This is a genomic window from Janthinobacterium silvisoli (genome assembly GCF_014200725.1).
GTDB lineage: Bacteria > Pseudomonadota > Gammaproteobacteria > Burkholderiales > Burkholderiaceae_D > Janthinobacterium.
Genome location: NZ_JACHCL010000001.1, coordinates 1,401,105 through 1,415,928, shown reverse-complemented (window position 1 = coordinate 1,415,928; position 14,824 = coordinate 1,401,105). Strand labels below are relative to the sequence as shown.

Below are 14,824 nucleotides of genomic sequence, written 5' to 3'. Positions count from 1 at the left end.
GTCGATGTGGCGCCAGCGGAAGCAGTTTCTGGCGGTGAAGGCAATTTACTGGACATGTAGGCACAGCCTTTTTGGGTATTTGCTAATTATCCCCATGATATGCTAGTTGGCAAAGAACTTATTGTGCGAGCAGCACTGAGAAGTCCATCCAATTCGCCCGATACCGCTGCCAAAGCTAGTCTACTAATTGGTTTCGTATTGCGTAGTGGGTCAATTCGGCACTGTTTTTCAGCTTCATCTTGACCAGCAGCCGCGCGCGGTATTCGCTGACGGTTTTCACGGATAATTTCAACTCTTCGGCGATGGCGCCCACCGTCTTGCCGGCGGCGATCATGATCAAGGTCTGGTATTCGCGGTCCGACAAGGCTTCGTGCGGCGCCATGTCATGGTCTTCGCCGACCGTATTGGCCAAGGCCTGGGCCAGCGAGGCGCTGATGTATTTCAAGCCGCCGGCCACCTGGCGGATGGCCGTGACCAGTTCGCGCGGTGCGCTCTGCTTGGTCAGGTAGCCGGCCGCGCCTGCCTTGAGCGAACGGATGGCATACTGGTCTTCGCGGTGCATGGACAGCATCAGCACGGCCAGCTCCGGTTTTTCCTTCTTGATTTGCTTGAGGACATCGATGCCGCTGCGGTCGGGCAGGGAGATGTCGAGCAGCATCACCTGGCATTTTGAGCCACGGAACAGCTTGACGGCATCATGCGCGCTTTCCGCTTCGCCGGCCACGATGATGTCTTTGGTGTCGGCCAGGATTTGCTTCAATCCTTCGCGCACGATCGCATGATCGTCGGCAATAAATACCCGGATGGTGGCTTTTTCTTTCATAACTGCATTGTTTCTTTTCTGGGTTAGCCTAGGCCAGGCCGTGTCCGTCCTGGTCTTGCTGCGAGCCGGCACGCGTAGGGCCATGGTCTGCAGCCGCTATTATCGCCTCTCGCGGCGCCGATAGCCTGACTTTTATGCTCAGGATCGTGCCGCCGCCTGGCGCATCGGCCAGGTGCAGGCTGCCACCGAGTGCATTGGCGCGTTCGGCCATGCCGCGGATGCCGAAAGAGAGCGGCTTGGCGCGGTCACTGGCGCGCACGCCTACGCCATTGTCGCTGATCTTCAGGCTCAGCTGCTGGTGCTGCACGGCCAGGCGCACGCTGACCTTGCTCGCTTGCGCATGCTTGGCGATATTGGTCAGCGCTTCCTGGGCGATGCGGAACAGGCTGGTCGCCTGGTCCAGTTCCAGCGCGATATCCTGGTGGCTGGCCGTGAATTCGCAGGCGATGCCGGCCTGGCGCGCAAATTCCTGCACTTGCCAGTCGAGCGCGGCAGCCAGGCCCAGGTCCAGCATCGACGGGCGCAAGTCCAGCGAAATGCGGTGCACGGCGTCGATGGTGCGGTCTACCAGGGAGTCGACATAGTCGGCCTTTTCCTGCAGTATAGGATTGCTGGGCGGCAAGCGACTGACCAGCATGGCCATGGCCATCTTGATGGCTGTCAAGTTGCCGCCTAGGTCATCATGCAGTTCGCGCGCGATGCGCGTGCGCTCGTGTTCCTTGACCTTGTCGATATGCGCCGTCAGTTCGGCCAGCCGGGCCCGTGACAAACGCACTTCGATCTGTTCCAGCCGGCTCTCCGTGATGTTGCTCATGATGCCTTCCCACTGCACCGTGCCGTCAGGCAAGGCGCGTGGCGTGGCGCGCAAGTTGATCCATTTCACGTCTTTCCAGGCATCTACCCAGATGCGGCCTTCCCAGTTCCAGTTCCACAAGCTGCGTTTCGAGATCTGCATGGCTTCCAGATAGGAGGCCCGGTCGTCGGCCAAAATCAGCTGTAAAAACAGCTCAGGCTGTGCGTGCAGCTGCATCGGGTTCAGGCCCAGCAGCGCCTGGCAGCCTTCGCTGAGGTAGGGGAAGGCGGTTTGCCCATCCGCGTGCAGGCAGAACTGGTACACCAAGCCCGGCGTATTGGAGACGATGGCGTTGAAGCGCGATTGCACCTGTTCCAAAGCGGTGGCTGCCGTCTGCGGTGTGGATAGTTCGTCGCCGGCGGCCAGTAGCAGCGCGCGGCCATGGCGGTCGGCGCGCGACAGGCGCAAGCGCAAGGGATACAGGCTGGCGTCGCGGCGCCGCTGCTGCACCTGCAGCGTGGCTTGCGCGCCTATGGTCTCGCCCAGTGTGTCGATGACTGCGGCCAGTTGTTGTGTTGATAGCTGCGGTGCCAGTGTCAATGCCGTCTGCGCAGCCAGTTCTTGCGGGCTGTAGCCCAGCTTGTCGCGCGCGGCCTGGCTCGCATCGAGCAACTGCAGGGTGGTGGCGTCGTACAGATAGATTTCTGCCTGCGACGCCTGCATGGCTGGGGCCAATTGTGGCAAAGGTGTTTTCATCAGCGCCGCGCCCGCCAAAAAGCCGTGAAGCGGCGCAGTACGCGGGCCGGGCGCAAATCATGGCGGCTAGGCACGGTTGCCCGCAAGCGCGCCCACCAGGCGCGGCGCGCGCGGCCCAGGGCGGCTGAAAAACGGCTGACCCGGCGCCATGGGCGTGTGGCGCGCAGGCGGGCGATCCAGCGGTCCTTGGTTTCCATGAACCGGCCGTGCCAGCGTGCAAACCATGGCAGGCTGAGCAGGGTGGGGCGGGTCAGGCTATACAAGCGCGCCACGGCCGCTGCACCGCCGAGCTTGGCGGCGACGATCACGCCGATGCCGGAAAAGGCATGGCCGCGCGCAATCGCCAGCAGGGCCAGCAGTTTGACGGGGAACAACAAGATGGCTGGCAGCACGAACACGGCCAATGCCCAGTAGGGCGGCAAACGCTTGATCCACGCTTCCAGCGCGTGTAATGGCGGAAACTGCGCCACCACCTGCATGATGCGCGCACCGGTCGCCCACAGCCATTCCTCGATCAGCAGGAAAATGGCGGCCAGGTAGACCAGCGGCGCGAACAGCCAGCGCCTGAATCTGTAGAATTTTTTCATCCGTCTCCGGGTCGGGGATTATCTTTGGCACGATGATACGTCAAAAAAGCGCTGCTACCCCCTTTGCGGGCGTGACAGTCTGGCCAGACGGGCTACAATAGGCAGATGAACAAAGCCTTTGTAAAAGAATCGGACCACGACGACGATGAGGAAGCGGCCGCGCTGGCGCTGGCCATTCCCGCTGGCGCCAAGAATTACATCACGCCTGCTGGCTACCAGCGCATCAAGGATGAGCTGCTGCAATTGATCGACGTGGACCGTCCGGAAGTGGTGCGTATCGTCCATTGGGCGGCCTCGAATGGCGACCGCTCTGAAAATGGCGACTATATCTATGGCAAGCGGCGGCTGCGCGAAATCGACCGGCGCATCCGCTTCCTGACCAAACGCATGGACCTGGCCGCCATCGTCGACCCCAGCGTGCACTACGGCAACGACCAGGTCTTCTTCGGCGCCACTGTAACTTACCGCACCGAGGATGGCGAAAGCCACACCATCACCATTGTCGGCATCGACGAATTCGACCCCCTGAACGGCAAGATCAGCTGGATCTCGCCCATGGCGCGCACTATCACCAAGGCGCGGGAAGGCGACCTCGTCACCCTGAACACCCCGCAAGGCCCGCAAGAGCTGGAATTGCTGGAAGTGACGTACCCGGCGCCGGGAGAAGCCTAGTTTGCGTTAAGGCAGGGCTTGTTTTGACAGCTCTGCCAGGCTGGAGCTTTTCTGGATGGGGGAGTTGCCATGGCCCGTCGTTTGCGCATTGTCTTGCCGGGTGTTCCGCTGCATGTGATACAGCGCGGAAGCAATCGGCAAGTGTGTTTCCTTGATGCTCAAGATTTCCGGCGCTATCTCGACTATCTGCATAGTTGCCTGGCTATTGCGCCATGCGAACTACATGCTTATGTTGTGATGAGCAACCATGTGCATCTGTTGCTCTCCGCTCAGGACACCACACATCCATCGGCATTGATGAAAGCGCTGAATCAGCGATATACGCAATATTTCAATTGGCGTTATGGGCGTAGCGGGAGCTTGTGTGAAGGCCGCTACAAGTCTTGCCTGGTGCAAGGTGAGCGTTATCTCTTGATCTGCCAGCGCTATATTGAACTTAACCCCGTCAGGGCTGGCATGGTTGCTTTGCCAGCGCAGTATCGTTGGTCCAGCTATCGAGCTAATGCGCAAGGGATGAGCGACGAGTTGCTTTCGCCACATTCAGTGTATTTACGGCTGGGGCATGATGCACATAAACGGCAGCAAGCTTATCAGTTCTTGTTTCAGAAAGATTTGCCAATGCATACCGTGACGCAATTGCGTGTAGCGTTGAATGCGGAATTTGCCATCGGGGATCAGGATTTTTTGCGCCGCATTGCCGAAGCCAGCCGCCAGCCGCCAGCAGAAATCCGGGGTCAGACCCGGCGGGTCTGACCCCAGCTCTTCTGCTTTTGGGTTTTAATTGCGTTCGCGCAAGATGCGATTCACGCCGGCCACTCTGCGCACATTGCGCAGCAGCGCCGCCAGGTGGACCCTGTCCTTGACTTGTACGGTGAAGCGTAGCTGGTCGAGGACGTTGTCCTTGTCTTCGTCCATGCCCACGTAGATGATGTTGGCGTCCGATTCGCCGATTTCGGCAGCGACACGGGCCAAAATGCCGCGTTCGCTATTGATCAGGACTTTGATGCGGCAGTCGAAGCGGCGGTTCAGTTCGGTGCCCCAGCGGACAGCGATCCAGCGGTCCGGTTCCTTGGTGCGCTGGCGTTTGGCTTGCGAACAGTCGCTGGTGTGGACCAGCAAGCCCTGGTCGCGGCGCAGTTGGCCGATGATCTGGTCGCCAGGAATCGGCAGGCAACAGGGCGCCAGCTGCACGGACACGCCTTCGGTGCCGCAAATGGTGACCGGGTCCAGTTCGCTGCCGCTATTGTGTTCCACCGGCATGCTGGCCGCTTCGCCGCCGATCAAGCCAAAGATGTGGCGCGCCACCAGGGTGGCCATGCGCTTGCCGATACCGATGTCCGCGTACAGCTCATCCATCGAATTGGCGCTCGATTCATTGAGCAGGCGTTCGATCAGCGGCTGCGGCAATTCGGCATCGATGTTCAGTGTTTGCAGCGCCTGCGACAGCAATTGCTGGCCCAGGGCGATCGATTCGGGCAGGTTGATCGTGCGCAAATGGTGGCGGATGGCCGAACGGGCCTTGCCGGTGCGCACGAACGACAGCCAGGTCGGGCTGGGCCGCGACGAGGAATCGGTGATGATTTCCACGATGTCGCCATTGTGCAGCTCGGTGCGCAGCGGCGAGGTTTCGTTGTTGATTTTCACGGCCACGGTCTGGTCGCCGATGCCCGTGTGGATCGAATAGGCAAAGTCGATGGCGGTAGCGCCGCGCGGCAGGGCGATAATCTTCGATTTCGGCGTAAACACGTACACGGAATCGGGGAACAGGTCGACCTTGACGTGTTCGAGGAACTCGGCCGAGTCGCCCGTCTGTTGCTGGATGTCGAGCAAGGATTGCAGCCAGGCATGAGTGCGCTGCTGCAAGTCGGACGGGTTGGTTTCGCCGCTCTTGTAGAGCCAATGCGCCGCCACGCCGGACTCGGCCGTGCGATGCATTTCCTGCGTGCGGATCTGGAATTCGACCGGCGTGCCGTAAGGACCGATGACGGTCGTGTGCAGCGACTGGTAGCCATTCAGCTTGCGAATCGCGATGTAATCCTTGAACTTGCCCGGCATCGGCTTGTACAGGCTGTGCAGGGTGCCCAGCGAGACATAGCAGTCCGAAAAGCTGTCGACCACCACGCGGAAGCCGTACACGTCCAGTACTTGCGAGAACGACAAATGCTTGCTGCGCATCTTTTTATAGATGTCGAACAGGGTTTTTTCGCGCCCCGTCACTTCAGCATCGATTTCTGCCATGGAAAACGTGCTCTTTACCGCTTCCATGATCTTGTTGACCACTTCGCGCCGGTTGCCGCGCGCTGCCTTGACGGCTTTCGCCAGGGTACGGTAGCGCATGGGATACAAGTGCGAGAACGACAGGTCTTGCAGCTCGTGGTAAATATTGTTCAGGCCCAGGCGGTGCGCAATCGGCACATACACTTCCATGGTTTCGCTGGCGATGCGGCGTTTTTTGGCCGCCGTCATGAAATCCAGCGTGCGCATATTGTGCAGGCGGTCGGCCAGCTTGATCAGGATCACGCGCACGTCGGACGCCATGGCCAGCAGCATCTTGCGGAAGTTTTCCGCCTGCGCTTCGATCTGGCTCTGGAATTCGATTTTTTCCAGTTTCGACAGGCCGTCGACCAGTTGTGCGACGGGCGAGCCGAAACGCTCGATCAGCTCGTCTTTCTTGACGTCCTGGTCTTCCATCACGTCATGCAGCAGGGCGGCCATGATGGCTTGCGCGTCGAGTTTCCAGTCGGCACAGATTTCGGCGACGGCAATCGGGTGCGAGATATACGGTTCGCCCGAACGGCGCATCTGGCCCAGGTGCATTTCGTCAGAAAAACGATACGCTTCCTTGACCTTTTTCAGGTCAGCGGGCGAGAGGTATTCGGCGAGTTTGTCGGCCAGGTGGCTGACGGAGGCGACCCCGAGTGCAGGAGCGGGAGCAGCAGGGGCTAATGTAGCGGCGGTGGCAGGCGTGACTGCGCCCGGCGCACTGGCGCCCTGGTTTTTTGCCGCCTTGCGCGGGGCCAGGGGCGGCAGTGCTGCAGAAGTCGTGTCGGCTGGGGTCAGACTCATAAAACGTTGCGTTACGTCGCAGTGTGAAGATAAAGGATACGGGTAGAACCAGGGATCAGCACTGTTCCGGCACGCGGGCTCCCAATTACATTGGAACCTTTTTCAACATTTCGATGCCGACTTTGGCGGCAGCGATTTCGCGCAGTGCGACGACGGTAGGTTTGTCCTTGGCTTCAACCTTAGGCGTATGGCCTTGCAGCAACTGACGTGCGCGATAGGTCGCTGCCAGGGTCAGTTGAAAGCGGTTAGGGATCTGTTTCAGGCAATCTTCGATGGTAATACGGGCCATAGTAACTCCAATAGTGGTGCGTGGTGCTGTGTGAACGAACTGACGTGCGTGGCGGTCGCTGCCCGAAGGCTTACTCCGCGTGCAGGCCCAGTTGGGCGAAAAGCGATGCATTACGGGCCGCTTGTTGCGCAAACCGGCTGCGGGCCGCTCTCACGATCGCGCTCAGTTCGGACAAAGCGACCGTAAACTCTTCATTGATAATAACATACTCGAACTCTGGAGCGTGTGCGATTTCGCCACCGGCTGCCAGCAGACGGCGCGTGATCACATGCGGTGCATCCTGGCCGCGTTTGTTCAGGCGTTCTTCCAGCGCATCGATCGATGGCGGCAGGATGAAAATACCGGCCGCGCGCGGGAATTGCTTGCGCACCTGGCGCGCACCCTGCCAGTCGATTTCCAGCAAGATATCGGTACCAGCCAGCATTTGCTGCTCTACCATGATGCGCGAAGTGCCGTAGTAATTGCCGTGCACTTCCGCCCATTCCAGGAACTCGCCCTTGTCGGCGCGGGCGATAAAGTCTTCCGCCGTCGTGAAGTAGTATTCGCGGCCATGCTCTTCGCCAGGACGCGGCGCGCGCGTGGTGGTCGAGATCGACAGTTTGATGCCGGGTTCCTGCGCCAGCAGGGCATTGACCAGGGTCGACTTGCCGGCGCCGGAAGGCGCAGCAACCACGAACAGGCTGCCAGAGAAGGCGGTAGAGTGACTCATGCGGTGTTTTCCATATTCTGTATTGTTGGCGTTTTGCCCAGGCAAAGAACGCCCAAAGACGTATTTTACCAAGAGCCGGGCTTGCCAGTCATCACTTAGAGCTGGAAATCTGCACCATGCGGATTTATTCCAGGTTTTGCACCTGTTCACGCATTTGTTCGATCAATAACTTCAGGTCCATCGAGGCGTCGGCCAGTTCCTTGACGGAGGCCTTGGCGCCCAGTGTGTTGGCTTCGCGGTTGAGTTCCTGCATCATGAAGTCCAGGCGCTTGCCGACCTGGCCGCCCTTGGTCAGGATGTGGCGTGTTTCGCCCAGGTGGGCAGACAGGCGCGCCAGCTCTTCGGAGACGTCGATGCGGATACCATACAGAATGACTTCCTGGCGGATGCGTTCCATCGCGTCCTGGCGCGACATGGCGGAATTGGAACCCTGGCTGGCCAGGCCCAGCGCATCTTGCATGCGTTCGACGGCTTTTTGCTGGAAGGCTGCCACCACTTGCGGGATCAAGGGGGTGATGCGTTTGACGATGGCTTCCATCGCTTCGATGCGCGAGACCAGCACGGCTTCGAGGGCGGCGCCTTCACGCTTGCGGCTATCGACGAAAGCGGCGATCGTGCGTTTGGTCAGTGCGCCGACGTCCGCTTGCAGGGATTCCTGTCCGATTTGTGCTTCTTCAATCACGCCAGGCCAGCGCAGCAGTTCGGCGACCGTCATGACAGGCGCCGAGACGAAATGCTGGCCCACTTCCGATTGCAGGCGCGCCAGTTCGGCCAGCAGGGGCAGGTTCAGCGCCTGGCTGCCGGTGGTGGCGGCCTTGCGGCCAAAGCTCAGGCGGACTTCCACCTTGCCGCGCGTGATGGCGGACATGACAGCGGCGCGCAAGTCAGGCTCAAGCGTGCGTAAATCGTCGTTGATACGAAATTGCAGGTCGAGAAAGCGCGAGTTGACGCTCTTGATTTCAATTGTCAGTGTGCCTGCAGCACCTTCGCTGGTGGCAACCGCGTAGCCTGTCATGCTTGAAATGCTCAAAGGATTCCCCGATTTGGTCTTGTATACAATCACTTATACACTTAATCAGCTGGCGCAGGCAAGACCTGCCCATCGCCATCAAACAGGGCCGGATTGCAAGCTGGCCCCGATATGGCTGAATAGTGTGCGTTTTACGGCATTGTAAAGAAAATTGTGTACGGCGGGTCAGGATTGTCGGGATCATGTGTGGATGCGGCATGCATGCTGGCCTGCAGGTGTTGCATGGCTACAAATGAGAGTGGCGCGCGGTGTTAAAATCGCTGCTGTAAATTTCACCGCATCCCCACACAAGAACACAGGACAACCCATGACATTTGTATCCCGCCCCAGCGGCCGCGCCGTCGACGCGCTGCGCGCCATCCGCATCACCCGCCAGTACACCAAGCATGCTGAAGGCTCGGTGCTGATCGAGTGCGGCGACACCAAGGTCATCTGCACCGCCAGCATCGAAGACAAGGTGCCGGGCTTCTTGAAAGGCAAGGGCCAGGGCTGGTTGACGGCTGAGTACGGCATGCTGCCCCGCTCGACGCATACGCGCATGGACCGCGAAGCGGCGCGCGGCAAGCAGTCTGGCCGCACCCAGGAAATCCAGCGCCTGATCGGCCGCTCGCTGCGCGCCGCCTTCGATCTGCAGGCTTTTGGCGAACGCACCCTGCACCTCGATTGCGACGTGATCCAGGCTGACGGCGGCACCCGCACGGCATCGATCACGGGCGCCATGGTGGCTGCGTACGATGCGTTTGCGCAATTGCAGGCGCGCGGCGCGATCAGCGCCATCCCCGTGAAAAGCTTTGTGGCCGCCATCTCGGTCGGCGTCTACCAGGGCGAGCCGGTGCTGGACCTGGACTATGTGGAAGACTCGGGCTGCGACACCGACATGAACGTGGTGATGACCGAAGCGGGCCACTTCATCGAAGTGCAGGGCACGGCCGAGGGCGCCGCATTCGACCGCGCGGGCATGAACCGTTTGCTGGACCTGGCGCAGGGTGGTATCGCCGACCTGATCAAGCTGCAGAAGCAGGCGCTGGGTATTTGATCGTCTTTGATCTTTACATGGATTTACATCGGGGCGGCACAAGCGCGTGGCACCAGCGTCATTGCCGTCCCTTGGTCCACGATGATGAGGCAGGTCTAAAAGGTTTACAATGCCGGCATTGAAGATGGTCCCCAACGGGGCCAGCCTAACCCGGATATTGTCACATGACCCAACGCCTGATCCTCGCATCCAATAACGCCGGCAAGCTCAAGGAATTCAACGAGCTGCTGTCGACCATCGGTTTTTCCGTACACGCCCAGGGCGAGTACGACGTCCCCGAAGCGGACGAACCATTCCATACCTTTGTTGAAAACGCCCTGCACAAGGCCCGCCACGCGGCGCGCCTGACGGGCTTGCCGGCGCTGGCCGACGATTCCGGCGTGTGCGTCAATGCGCTCGGCGGCGCACCGGGCGTGTATTCGGCCCGCTATGCAGGCGAGCCGAAGTCCGACTCTGCCAACAGCGCCAGGCTGATTGCCGACCTGGCCTCGCACGCGGATAAGTCCGCCTATTACTACTGCGTGCTGGTGTATGTGCGCCACGCTGACGACCCGCAACCGGTGATCGCCGATGGCCGCTGGCATGGCGAAATGATCGCCACGCCGCGCGGCAATGGCGGCTTTGGCTACGACCCGCATTTCTATATTCCGGCGCTGGGCAAGTGCGCGGCCGAACTGACGTCCGATGAAAAGAACGCGCTGTCGCACCGTGGACAGGCCCTGCGCGCGCTGGTCGAGAAACTCCGATGATACCGATCAAACTGGTCGGCGCCGCCGGCAAATCCGCGAGCAAGCCGGGCGCCTCTCCTGCGCCGCAGGAAGGTATTTCCGGCGCCGCCGGCGCTGCCCTGAAATACCTGCAGCCGGGCGCGCTGAGCCTGACGGCCTTGCCGCCGCTGTCGCTGTACATCCATTTTCCCTGGTGCGTGAAAAAATGCCCGTACTGCGATTTCAATTCGCATGAAGTACGGGGCAGTTTTCCGGAAGAACAATACCTGGCGGCCCTGCGGCTGGACCTGGAGATGGCGCTGCCTTTGATCTGGGGCCGCAAGATCCACACCATCTTCATCGGTGGCGGCACGCCCAGCCTGATGTCGGCGGCGGGGCTGGACCGTTTGATGTCGGACGTGCGCACCTTGCTGCCGCTGGAGCCCGATTGCGAAGTCACCATGGAAGCCAATCCTGGCACGTTCGAGACAGAGAAATTCAAGTCTTACCGGGCCAGCGGCATCAACCGCCTGTCGATCGGCATCCAGAGTTTCAATGGCCGCCATCTGCAGGCGCTGGGCCGCATCCACGACGACAATGAAGCGCGCCGTGCGGTAGAAATCGCCCATACGCACTTTGATAATTTCAACCTTGACCTGATGTATGCGCTGCCGTCGCAAACCCTGGCCGAAGCGCAGCAAGACCTGGAAACGGCGCTGTCATTCGCCCCGCCGCATCTGTCGCTGTACCATTTGACCTTGGAGCCGAACACCCTGTTCGCCAAGTATCCGCCAGCGCTGCCTGACGATGACGAGAGCGCCGATATCGCCGACATGGTGGCCGGGCGTTCGGCGCAAGCCGGTTATGGCCGCTATGAAGTGTCGGCCTATGCGCAGCCGGGACGGCGCGCGCGCCACAACCTCAATTACTGGGAGTTTGGCGACTATATTGGCATCGGCGCGGGCGCGCACAGCAAGATTTCGTTCCCGCACCGCGTGCTGCGCCAGGCCCGCTACAAGCAGCCCAAGGCCTACATGGACGCGGTGCAGGCAGGCGCACCGGTGCAGGAAGAACGCGAACTGGCGCGCGAGGAAATGGGTTTCGAGTTCATGCTCAATACCCTGCGCCTGACGGGCGGCTTTGCACCGAACCTGTTTGCTGAACGCACGGGACTGGCGATCAACGCCATCGACAAGGCGCTGAACGCGGCTGAAGCGAAGGGCTTGCTCTACCGCGATCACCAGATCATCCGCCCGACGCAGCTGGGCCAGCATTTCCTGAACGATCTGCAGCAGATGTTCCTGGAGGATTAATGCGTCGGGATGGCTTGCAGCCGCTGCAGTTTCGCCGCATAGAGGCTGTGCTCGTTGCGCGTGAGGCTGTTATCCATCGCCAGCGCCAGTTGCTGCCCCGCTAGCGGTAGCTGGCCCAGGCGGGCATAGGCTTGCGCCAGCCAGAAGTGGAATTCATGGTAATACGGGTCGCGCGCGATTTCCTTGCCAAATAGCCGCGCGGCCTCGGCATACTCTCCTTTCTCCATCGCGGCCCGTCCCAGATTAAAGTAGTGGAAGGGCGGCTGTGGCTGCAACGCCAGCAGGCGCTGGCGCAGCGGCCGCGCCTGTTCCGGCAAGCCTGCTGTTTCCAGTAGCTGCGCCAGGTTCGCCAGCAGCACCGTATTGTCTGGCGTGCGCGTCAGGGCATAGGCCAGCGTTTGCCGTGCCGCCGCCAGGTCGCCATGGCGGAACTGGATCACGCCCAGGGTGTTGTAGGCGCCGCTGAACGAGGGGTCTTGCACGATGGCTGCGCGGGCCCACCAGTAAGCCTGATCCAGCTGGCCCGCACTCAGGGTTTCGGCGGCGCGGTTATTCATATACATGGCGAGGATGGTCGCCTCATCGATTTCGCGCGTGCGGTAGCCTGCCACGTCGTTTGAAGGCAGGAAGTCGATCACCATCATGCCCCTGGCGTCGTAATTGCCAGGATTGTCGTCCAGGTGCCGGCCCAGCACCAGATTGACGTGGCCGGCGACGAAATACATGTCGCCGCTGCGGCTCCAGTTTTCTTCACCCAGCACTTCCTGGTAGCGCACGTTCAAGTTCATGGCGTGCGCCAGCGCCGCCGTCATGATCACCAGCGACAGGCAGTTGCCGCTGCGCGCCTCAAACGTCTGGCTGGCATTGCGGGTCATGCTGGCGTCGTATTCGAGTTTCAGCTGCTTCTTGTCATACAGGGCGTTGTACAACGCTACGCGGGGATTGCCAGTGCGCGCCGTGCGGTTGACGTCGGTTTGCAGATACTGCCGCATGTGCTCGCTGAGGGCAAATACCTGATTTGCATCGATCGTGATGGCGGGTGCGAAAGCGCTATCGGTGAAAACGGGCGGTAGGCTGGCCGGTGGCGCCACGGCACAGGCAGCCAGGGTGGTGCATAGCAATAGCGTGGCAAGGCGGCGGGCGCTGACTAGATAGGGATGCATGGTTTTTCCCTGAAGGCGCCGACTGACGATGTCCCCGGCGGCGCGCCTGTCCCGCCCGGAACCCTTATAAACCAGTATCGGCGCCAGCCGGGGCGCTGTCAAATACACCGTGCCAGGATGGCTTAAAACTCTTCCCAGTCTTGATCCTTGGCAATATGCGCTGGCATCTTGCGGGTGGTGCTCGTGCTGGCGACTGGCTTGCTGACGGGCCTGCTCGCCGCCTGCGGTTTGCGCTGCGGCGCCAGCCGTGTGACGGCCGCGCGCGCAGGCGCCGCCACAGCCGCGTGTTCGAGCTGGAAGCCGGCGGCCACCTGGGCCAGCCGCGTTGCCTGGTCTTGCAGGCTTTCGGCGGCCGCCGCCGCTTCTTCCACCAGCGCTGCGTTTTGCTGTGTCACCTGGTCCATCTGCGCGATGGCCTGGTTGACCTGGTCAATGCCCGCGCTTTGCTCGGCGCTGGCGGCCGTGATCTCGGCCATGATGTCGGTCACGCGGCGTACGCTGTCGACCACTTCGCCCATGGTACTGCCGGCCTGTTGCACCAGCCGCGTACCGTTGTTGACCTGCTCGACCGAGTCGCCGATCAAGGCCTTGATTTCACGCGCCGCGGCGGCGGAGCGTTGCGCCAGGTTGCGCACTTCGGTGGCGACCACGGCAAAGCCGCGCCCCTGTTCGCCCGCCCTGGCCGCTTCCACGGCCGCGTTCAGGGCCAGGATATTGGTCTGGAAGGCAATGCCGTCGATGACGCCGATGATGTCGACGATTTTTGTCGATGCCGTATCGATGGCGCCCATGGTATCGACCACCTGGCTGACGATGCTGCCGCCCCGTTCCGCTACGCCAGAGGCAGCTACCGCCATCTGGTTGGCCTGGCGCGCATTGTCGGCATTCTGCTTGACGGTCGAGGTCAGCTCTTCCATCGATGAGGCTGTCTCTTCCAGTGAACTGGCTTGCTGCTCGGTGCGGGCCGACAGGTCGGTATTGCCGGCGGCGATTTCACCGGACGCCGTGGCGATGGCGCCCGTGCCCGCCTGCACTTCCGACACCACCTTGCGCAGCGCGTCATTCATGCCATGCAGGGCGCGCATCAGGTCGCCGATTTCATCGCGCGCGGGTGGGCCAAAGCTGGTGCGCAAATCGCCCTGGGCCACCGTCTCGGCCACTTTCACGGCTGCTTGCAAGGGCTTGGTGATCGAGTGCGTGATCAGCCAGGCGCACAGGCTGCCCAGCGCGACGGACAGCGCGCACAGCAGCAATAACAGAGTGAAGCTGCGGCCATTGGCCGCTTCGATGGCCTGGGCGGTAGCGTCGATGGCCTTGCGCTGCTGCGCCAGCAGCGCCTTCACATTGGCCTGGTAGCTGGTGGCGGCCGGCGCGAAACTGTCGCGGTAGATGGCTTCCGCCTTGGCCGGATCGCCTGCCTTGCGCGCATTCATGACCAGGGTCTTGGCGTCCTGGTATTTCACGCGCTCGGCTATCGAGGCCTTGAAAATGGCTTTTTCTTCGTCGCTGTCGAGCAGCTCTTCGATTTTCTTCAGCAGTTCGCCGCCCTGGCGGGTACTTTCGGCGATCGGCTCGGCAAACACGGTCGCCAGGGTTTCATCGGTGCTCTTGGTAATCATCGAGGTGCGCGCGATGGCTGAATAGATCAGCACATACCAGTCTGACACCAGGCGTTCCTTGGCCAGCGGCTTTTGCATCATTTGCCGGGTCGCCTCGGCATTGGCATGGGCGCTGAACAAGGCGTAGGCGGTCGAAATGACAGATAGCAGCAGCACCAGAGCGAAGCCGGCGGCCAGGCGGCTGCCGATGCGAAGGTGGGAGAGAGCGTGCATGGTCGGACTCCTGTCGCGGGAAGAAATGAATTGCCTGTGAGCCATAGT

At 61.1% G+C, this 14,824-nt stretch carries 14 protein-coding genes; 5 read left to right on the top strand and 9 right to left on the bottom strand.

All coding sequences use genetic code 11. The features are described from left to right. Positions 1-175: 175 nt before the first annotated feature. Genes HDE75_RS06360 through HDE75_RS06350 form a run of 3 tightly spaced genes read right to left on the bottom strand, consistent with a single transcriptional unit; the run spans position 176 to position 2,959 of the window. Positions 176-823 carry a response regulator gene (locus tag HDE75_RS06360; RefSeq protein WP_183675702.1) on the bottom strand — a complete coding sequence of 216 codons (648 nt, stop codon included), beginning with the start codon at positions 821-823 and terminating at the stop codon, positions 176-178. A 28-nt stretch (positions 824-851) separates the two neighbouring features. Continuing rightward, the gene (locus tag HDE75_RS06355; protein WP_183675703.1) at positions 852-2,372 is read right to left on the bottom strand and encodes a sensor histidine kinase; all 1,521 of its coding nucleotides are present in this window, start codon (positions 2,370-2,372) and stop codon (positions 852-854) included. Continuing rightward, positions 2,372-2,959: a hypothetical protein gene (locus HDE75_RS06350; protein ID WP_183675704.1), complete on the bottom strand. Its 588-nt coding sequence runs from the start codon at positions 2,957-2,959 to the stop codon at positions 2,372-2,374. Before HDE75_RS06350 ends, HDE75_RS06355 begins: the two co-directional genes overlap by 1 nt. A 105-nt stretch (positions 2,960-3,064) precedes the next feature. Here HDE75_RS06350 and greB point away from each other — a divergent pair, with 105 nt between their 5' ends. Continuing rightward, positions 3,065-3,631, top strand: a complete 567-nt coding sequence (greB, locus tag HDE75_RS06345; protein ID WP_183675705.1) for a transcription elongation factor GreB — start codon at positions 3,065-3,067, stop codon at positions 3,629-3,631. 69 nt (positions 3,632-3,700) lie between these two features. After that, positions 3,701-4,384, top strand: coding sequence for a transposase (locus HDE75_RS06340; RefSeq protein ID WP_183675706.1), 684 nt, complete (start codon positions 3,701-3,703; stop codon positions 4,382-4,384). 24 nt (positions 4,385-4,408) lie between these two features. Here the strand turns inward: HDE75_RS06340 and HDE75_RS06335 are convergent, their stop codons facing one another. From HDE75_RS06335 to HDE75_RS06320, 4 genes are all read right to left on the bottom strand, one after another. After that, the gene (locus tag HDE75_RS06335; RefSeq protein ID WP_183675707.1) at positions 4,409-6,697 is read right to left on the bottom strand and encodes a RelA/SpoT family protein; all 2,289 of its coding nucleotides are present in this window, start codon (positions 6,695-6,697) and stop codon (positions 4,409-4,411) included. A gap of 85 nt (positions 6,698-6,782) precedes the next feature. Next, on the bottom strand, positions 6,783-6,986 hold the full coding sequence (rpoZ, locus tag HDE75_RS06330) for a DNA-directed RNA polymerase subunit omega (protein WP_183675708.1): 204 nt from the start codon (positions 6,984-6,986) through the stop codon (positions 6,783-6,785). 70 nt (positions 6,987-7,056) lie between these two features. After that, the gene (gene gmk / locus HDE75_RS06325; protein ID WP_183675709.1) at positions 7,057-7,695 is read right to left on the bottom strand and encodes a guanylate kinase; all 639 of its coding nucleotides are present in this window, start codon (positions 7,693-7,695) and stop codon (positions 7,057-7,059) included. A 124-nt stretch (positions 7,696-7,819) separates the two neighbouring features. After that, a complete protein-coding gene (locus HDE75_RS06320; RefSeq protein ID WP_183675710.1) occupies positions 7,820-8,710 on the bottom strand; it encodes a YicC/YloC family endoribonuclease in 891 nt (296 codons plus the stop codon). Between the two features lie 322 nt (positions 8,711-9,032). Here HDE75_RS06320 and rph point away from each other — a divergent pair, with 322 nt between their 5' ends. The 3 genes from rph to hemW all read left to right on the top strand — a co-directional run bounded on the left by rph (position 9,033) and on the right by hemW (position 11,781). Further along, entirely contained in the window at positions 9,033-9,761 is a 729-nt protein-coding gene (rph, locus tag HDE75_RS06315) for a ribonuclease PH (protein WP_183675711.1), read from the top strand. A gap of 164 nt (positions 9,762-9,925) precedes the next feature. Beyond that, complete coding sequence (gene rdgB / locus HDE75_RS06310) at positions 9,926-10,510, top strand: RdgB/HAM1 family non-canonical purine NTP pyrophosphatase (protein WP_183675712.1); 585 nt, start codon at positions 9,926-9,928, stop codon at positions 10,508-10,510. Then, entirely contained in the window at positions 10,507-11,781 is a 1,275-nt protein-coding gene (hemW, locus tag HDE75_RS06305; protein WP_183675713.1) for a radical SAM family heme chaperone HemW, read from the top strand. Before rdgB ends, hemW begins: the two co-directional genes overlap by 4 nt. Here hemW and HDE75_RS06300 read toward each other — a convergent pair. Continuing rightward, positions 11,778-12,944, bottom strand: coding sequence for a tetratricopeptide repeat protein (locus HDE75_RS06300; RefSeq protein ID WP_183675714.1), 1,167 nt, complete (start codon positions 12,942-12,944; stop codon positions 11,778-11,780). The two genes, hemW and HDE75_RS06300, sit on opposite strands and share 4 nt — an antisense overlap. Positions 12,945-13,066: 122 nt before the next feature. Further along, positions 13,067-14,776 carry a methyl-accepting chemotaxis protein gene (locus HDE75_RS06295; RefSeq protein ID WP_183675715.1) on the bottom strand — a complete coding sequence of 570 codons (1,710 nt, stop codon included), beginning with the start codon at positions 14,774-14,776 and terminating at the stop codon, positions 13,067-13,069. Between the last annotated feature and the right edge of the window lie 48 nt (positions 14,777-14,824).

What these genes read in the sequence shown, in the direction of transcription:
- HDE75_RS06360 (WP_183675702.1), bottom strand. Translation starts at nt 823, where the DNA reads ATGAAAGAAAAAGCCACCATCCGGGTATTTATTGCCGACGATCATGCG.
- HDE75_RS06355 (WP_183675703.1), bottom strand. Translation starts at nt 2,372, where the DNA reads ATGAAAACACCTTTGCCACAATTGGCCCCAGCCATGCAGGCGTCGCAG.
- HDE75_RS06350 (WP_183675704.1), bottom strand. Translation starts at nt 2,959, where the DNA reads ATGAAAAAATTCTACAGATTCAGGCGCTGGCTGTTCGCGCCGCTGGTC.
- greB (WP_183675705.1), top strand. Translation starts at nt 3,065, where the DNA reads ATGAACAAAGCCTTTGTAAAAGAATCGGACCACGACGACGATGAGGAA.
- HDE75_RS06340 (WP_183675706.1), top strand. Translation starts at nt 3,701, where the DNA reads ATGGCCCGTCGTTTGCGCATTGTCTTGCCGGGTGTTCCGCTGCATGTG.
- HDE75_RS06335 (WP_183675707.1), bottom strand. Translation starts at nt 6,697, where the DNA reads ATGAGTCTGACCCCAGCCGACACGACTTCTGCAGCACTGCCGCCCCTG.
- rpoZ (WP_183675708.1), bottom strand. Translation starts at nt 6,986, where the DNA reads ATGGCCCGTATTACCATCGAAGATTGCCTGAAACAGATCCCTAACCGC.
- gmk (WP_183675709.1), bottom strand. Translation starts at nt 7,695, where the DNA reads ATGAGTCACTCTACCGCCTTCTCTGGCAGCCTGTTCGTGGTTGCTGCG.
- HDE75_RS06320 (WP_183675710.1), bottom strand. Translation starts at nt 8,710, where the DNA reads ATGACAGGCTACGCGGTTGCCACCAGCGAAGGTGCTGCAGGCACACTG.
- rph (WP_183675711.1), top strand. Translation starts at nt 9,033, where the DNA reads ATGACATTTGTATCCCGCCCCAGCGGCCGCGCCGTCGACGCGCTGCGC.
- rdgB (WP_183675712.1), top strand. Translation starts at nt 9,926, where the DNA reads ATGACCCAACGCCTGATCCTCGCATCCAATAACGCCGGCAAGCTCAAG.
- hemW (WP_183675713.1), top strand. Translation starts at nt 10,507, where the DNA reads ATGATACCGATCAAACTGGTCGGCGCCGCCGGCAAATCCGCGAGCAAG.
- HDE75_RS06300 (WP_183675714.1), bottom strand. Translation starts at nt 12,944, where the DNA reads ATGCATCCCTATCTAGTCAGCGCCCGCCGCCTTGCCACGCTATTGCTA.
- HDE75_RS06295 (WP_183675715.1), bottom strand. Translation starts at nt 14,776, where the DNA reads ATGCACGCTCTCTCCCACCTTCGCATCGGCAGCCGCCTGGCCGCCGGC.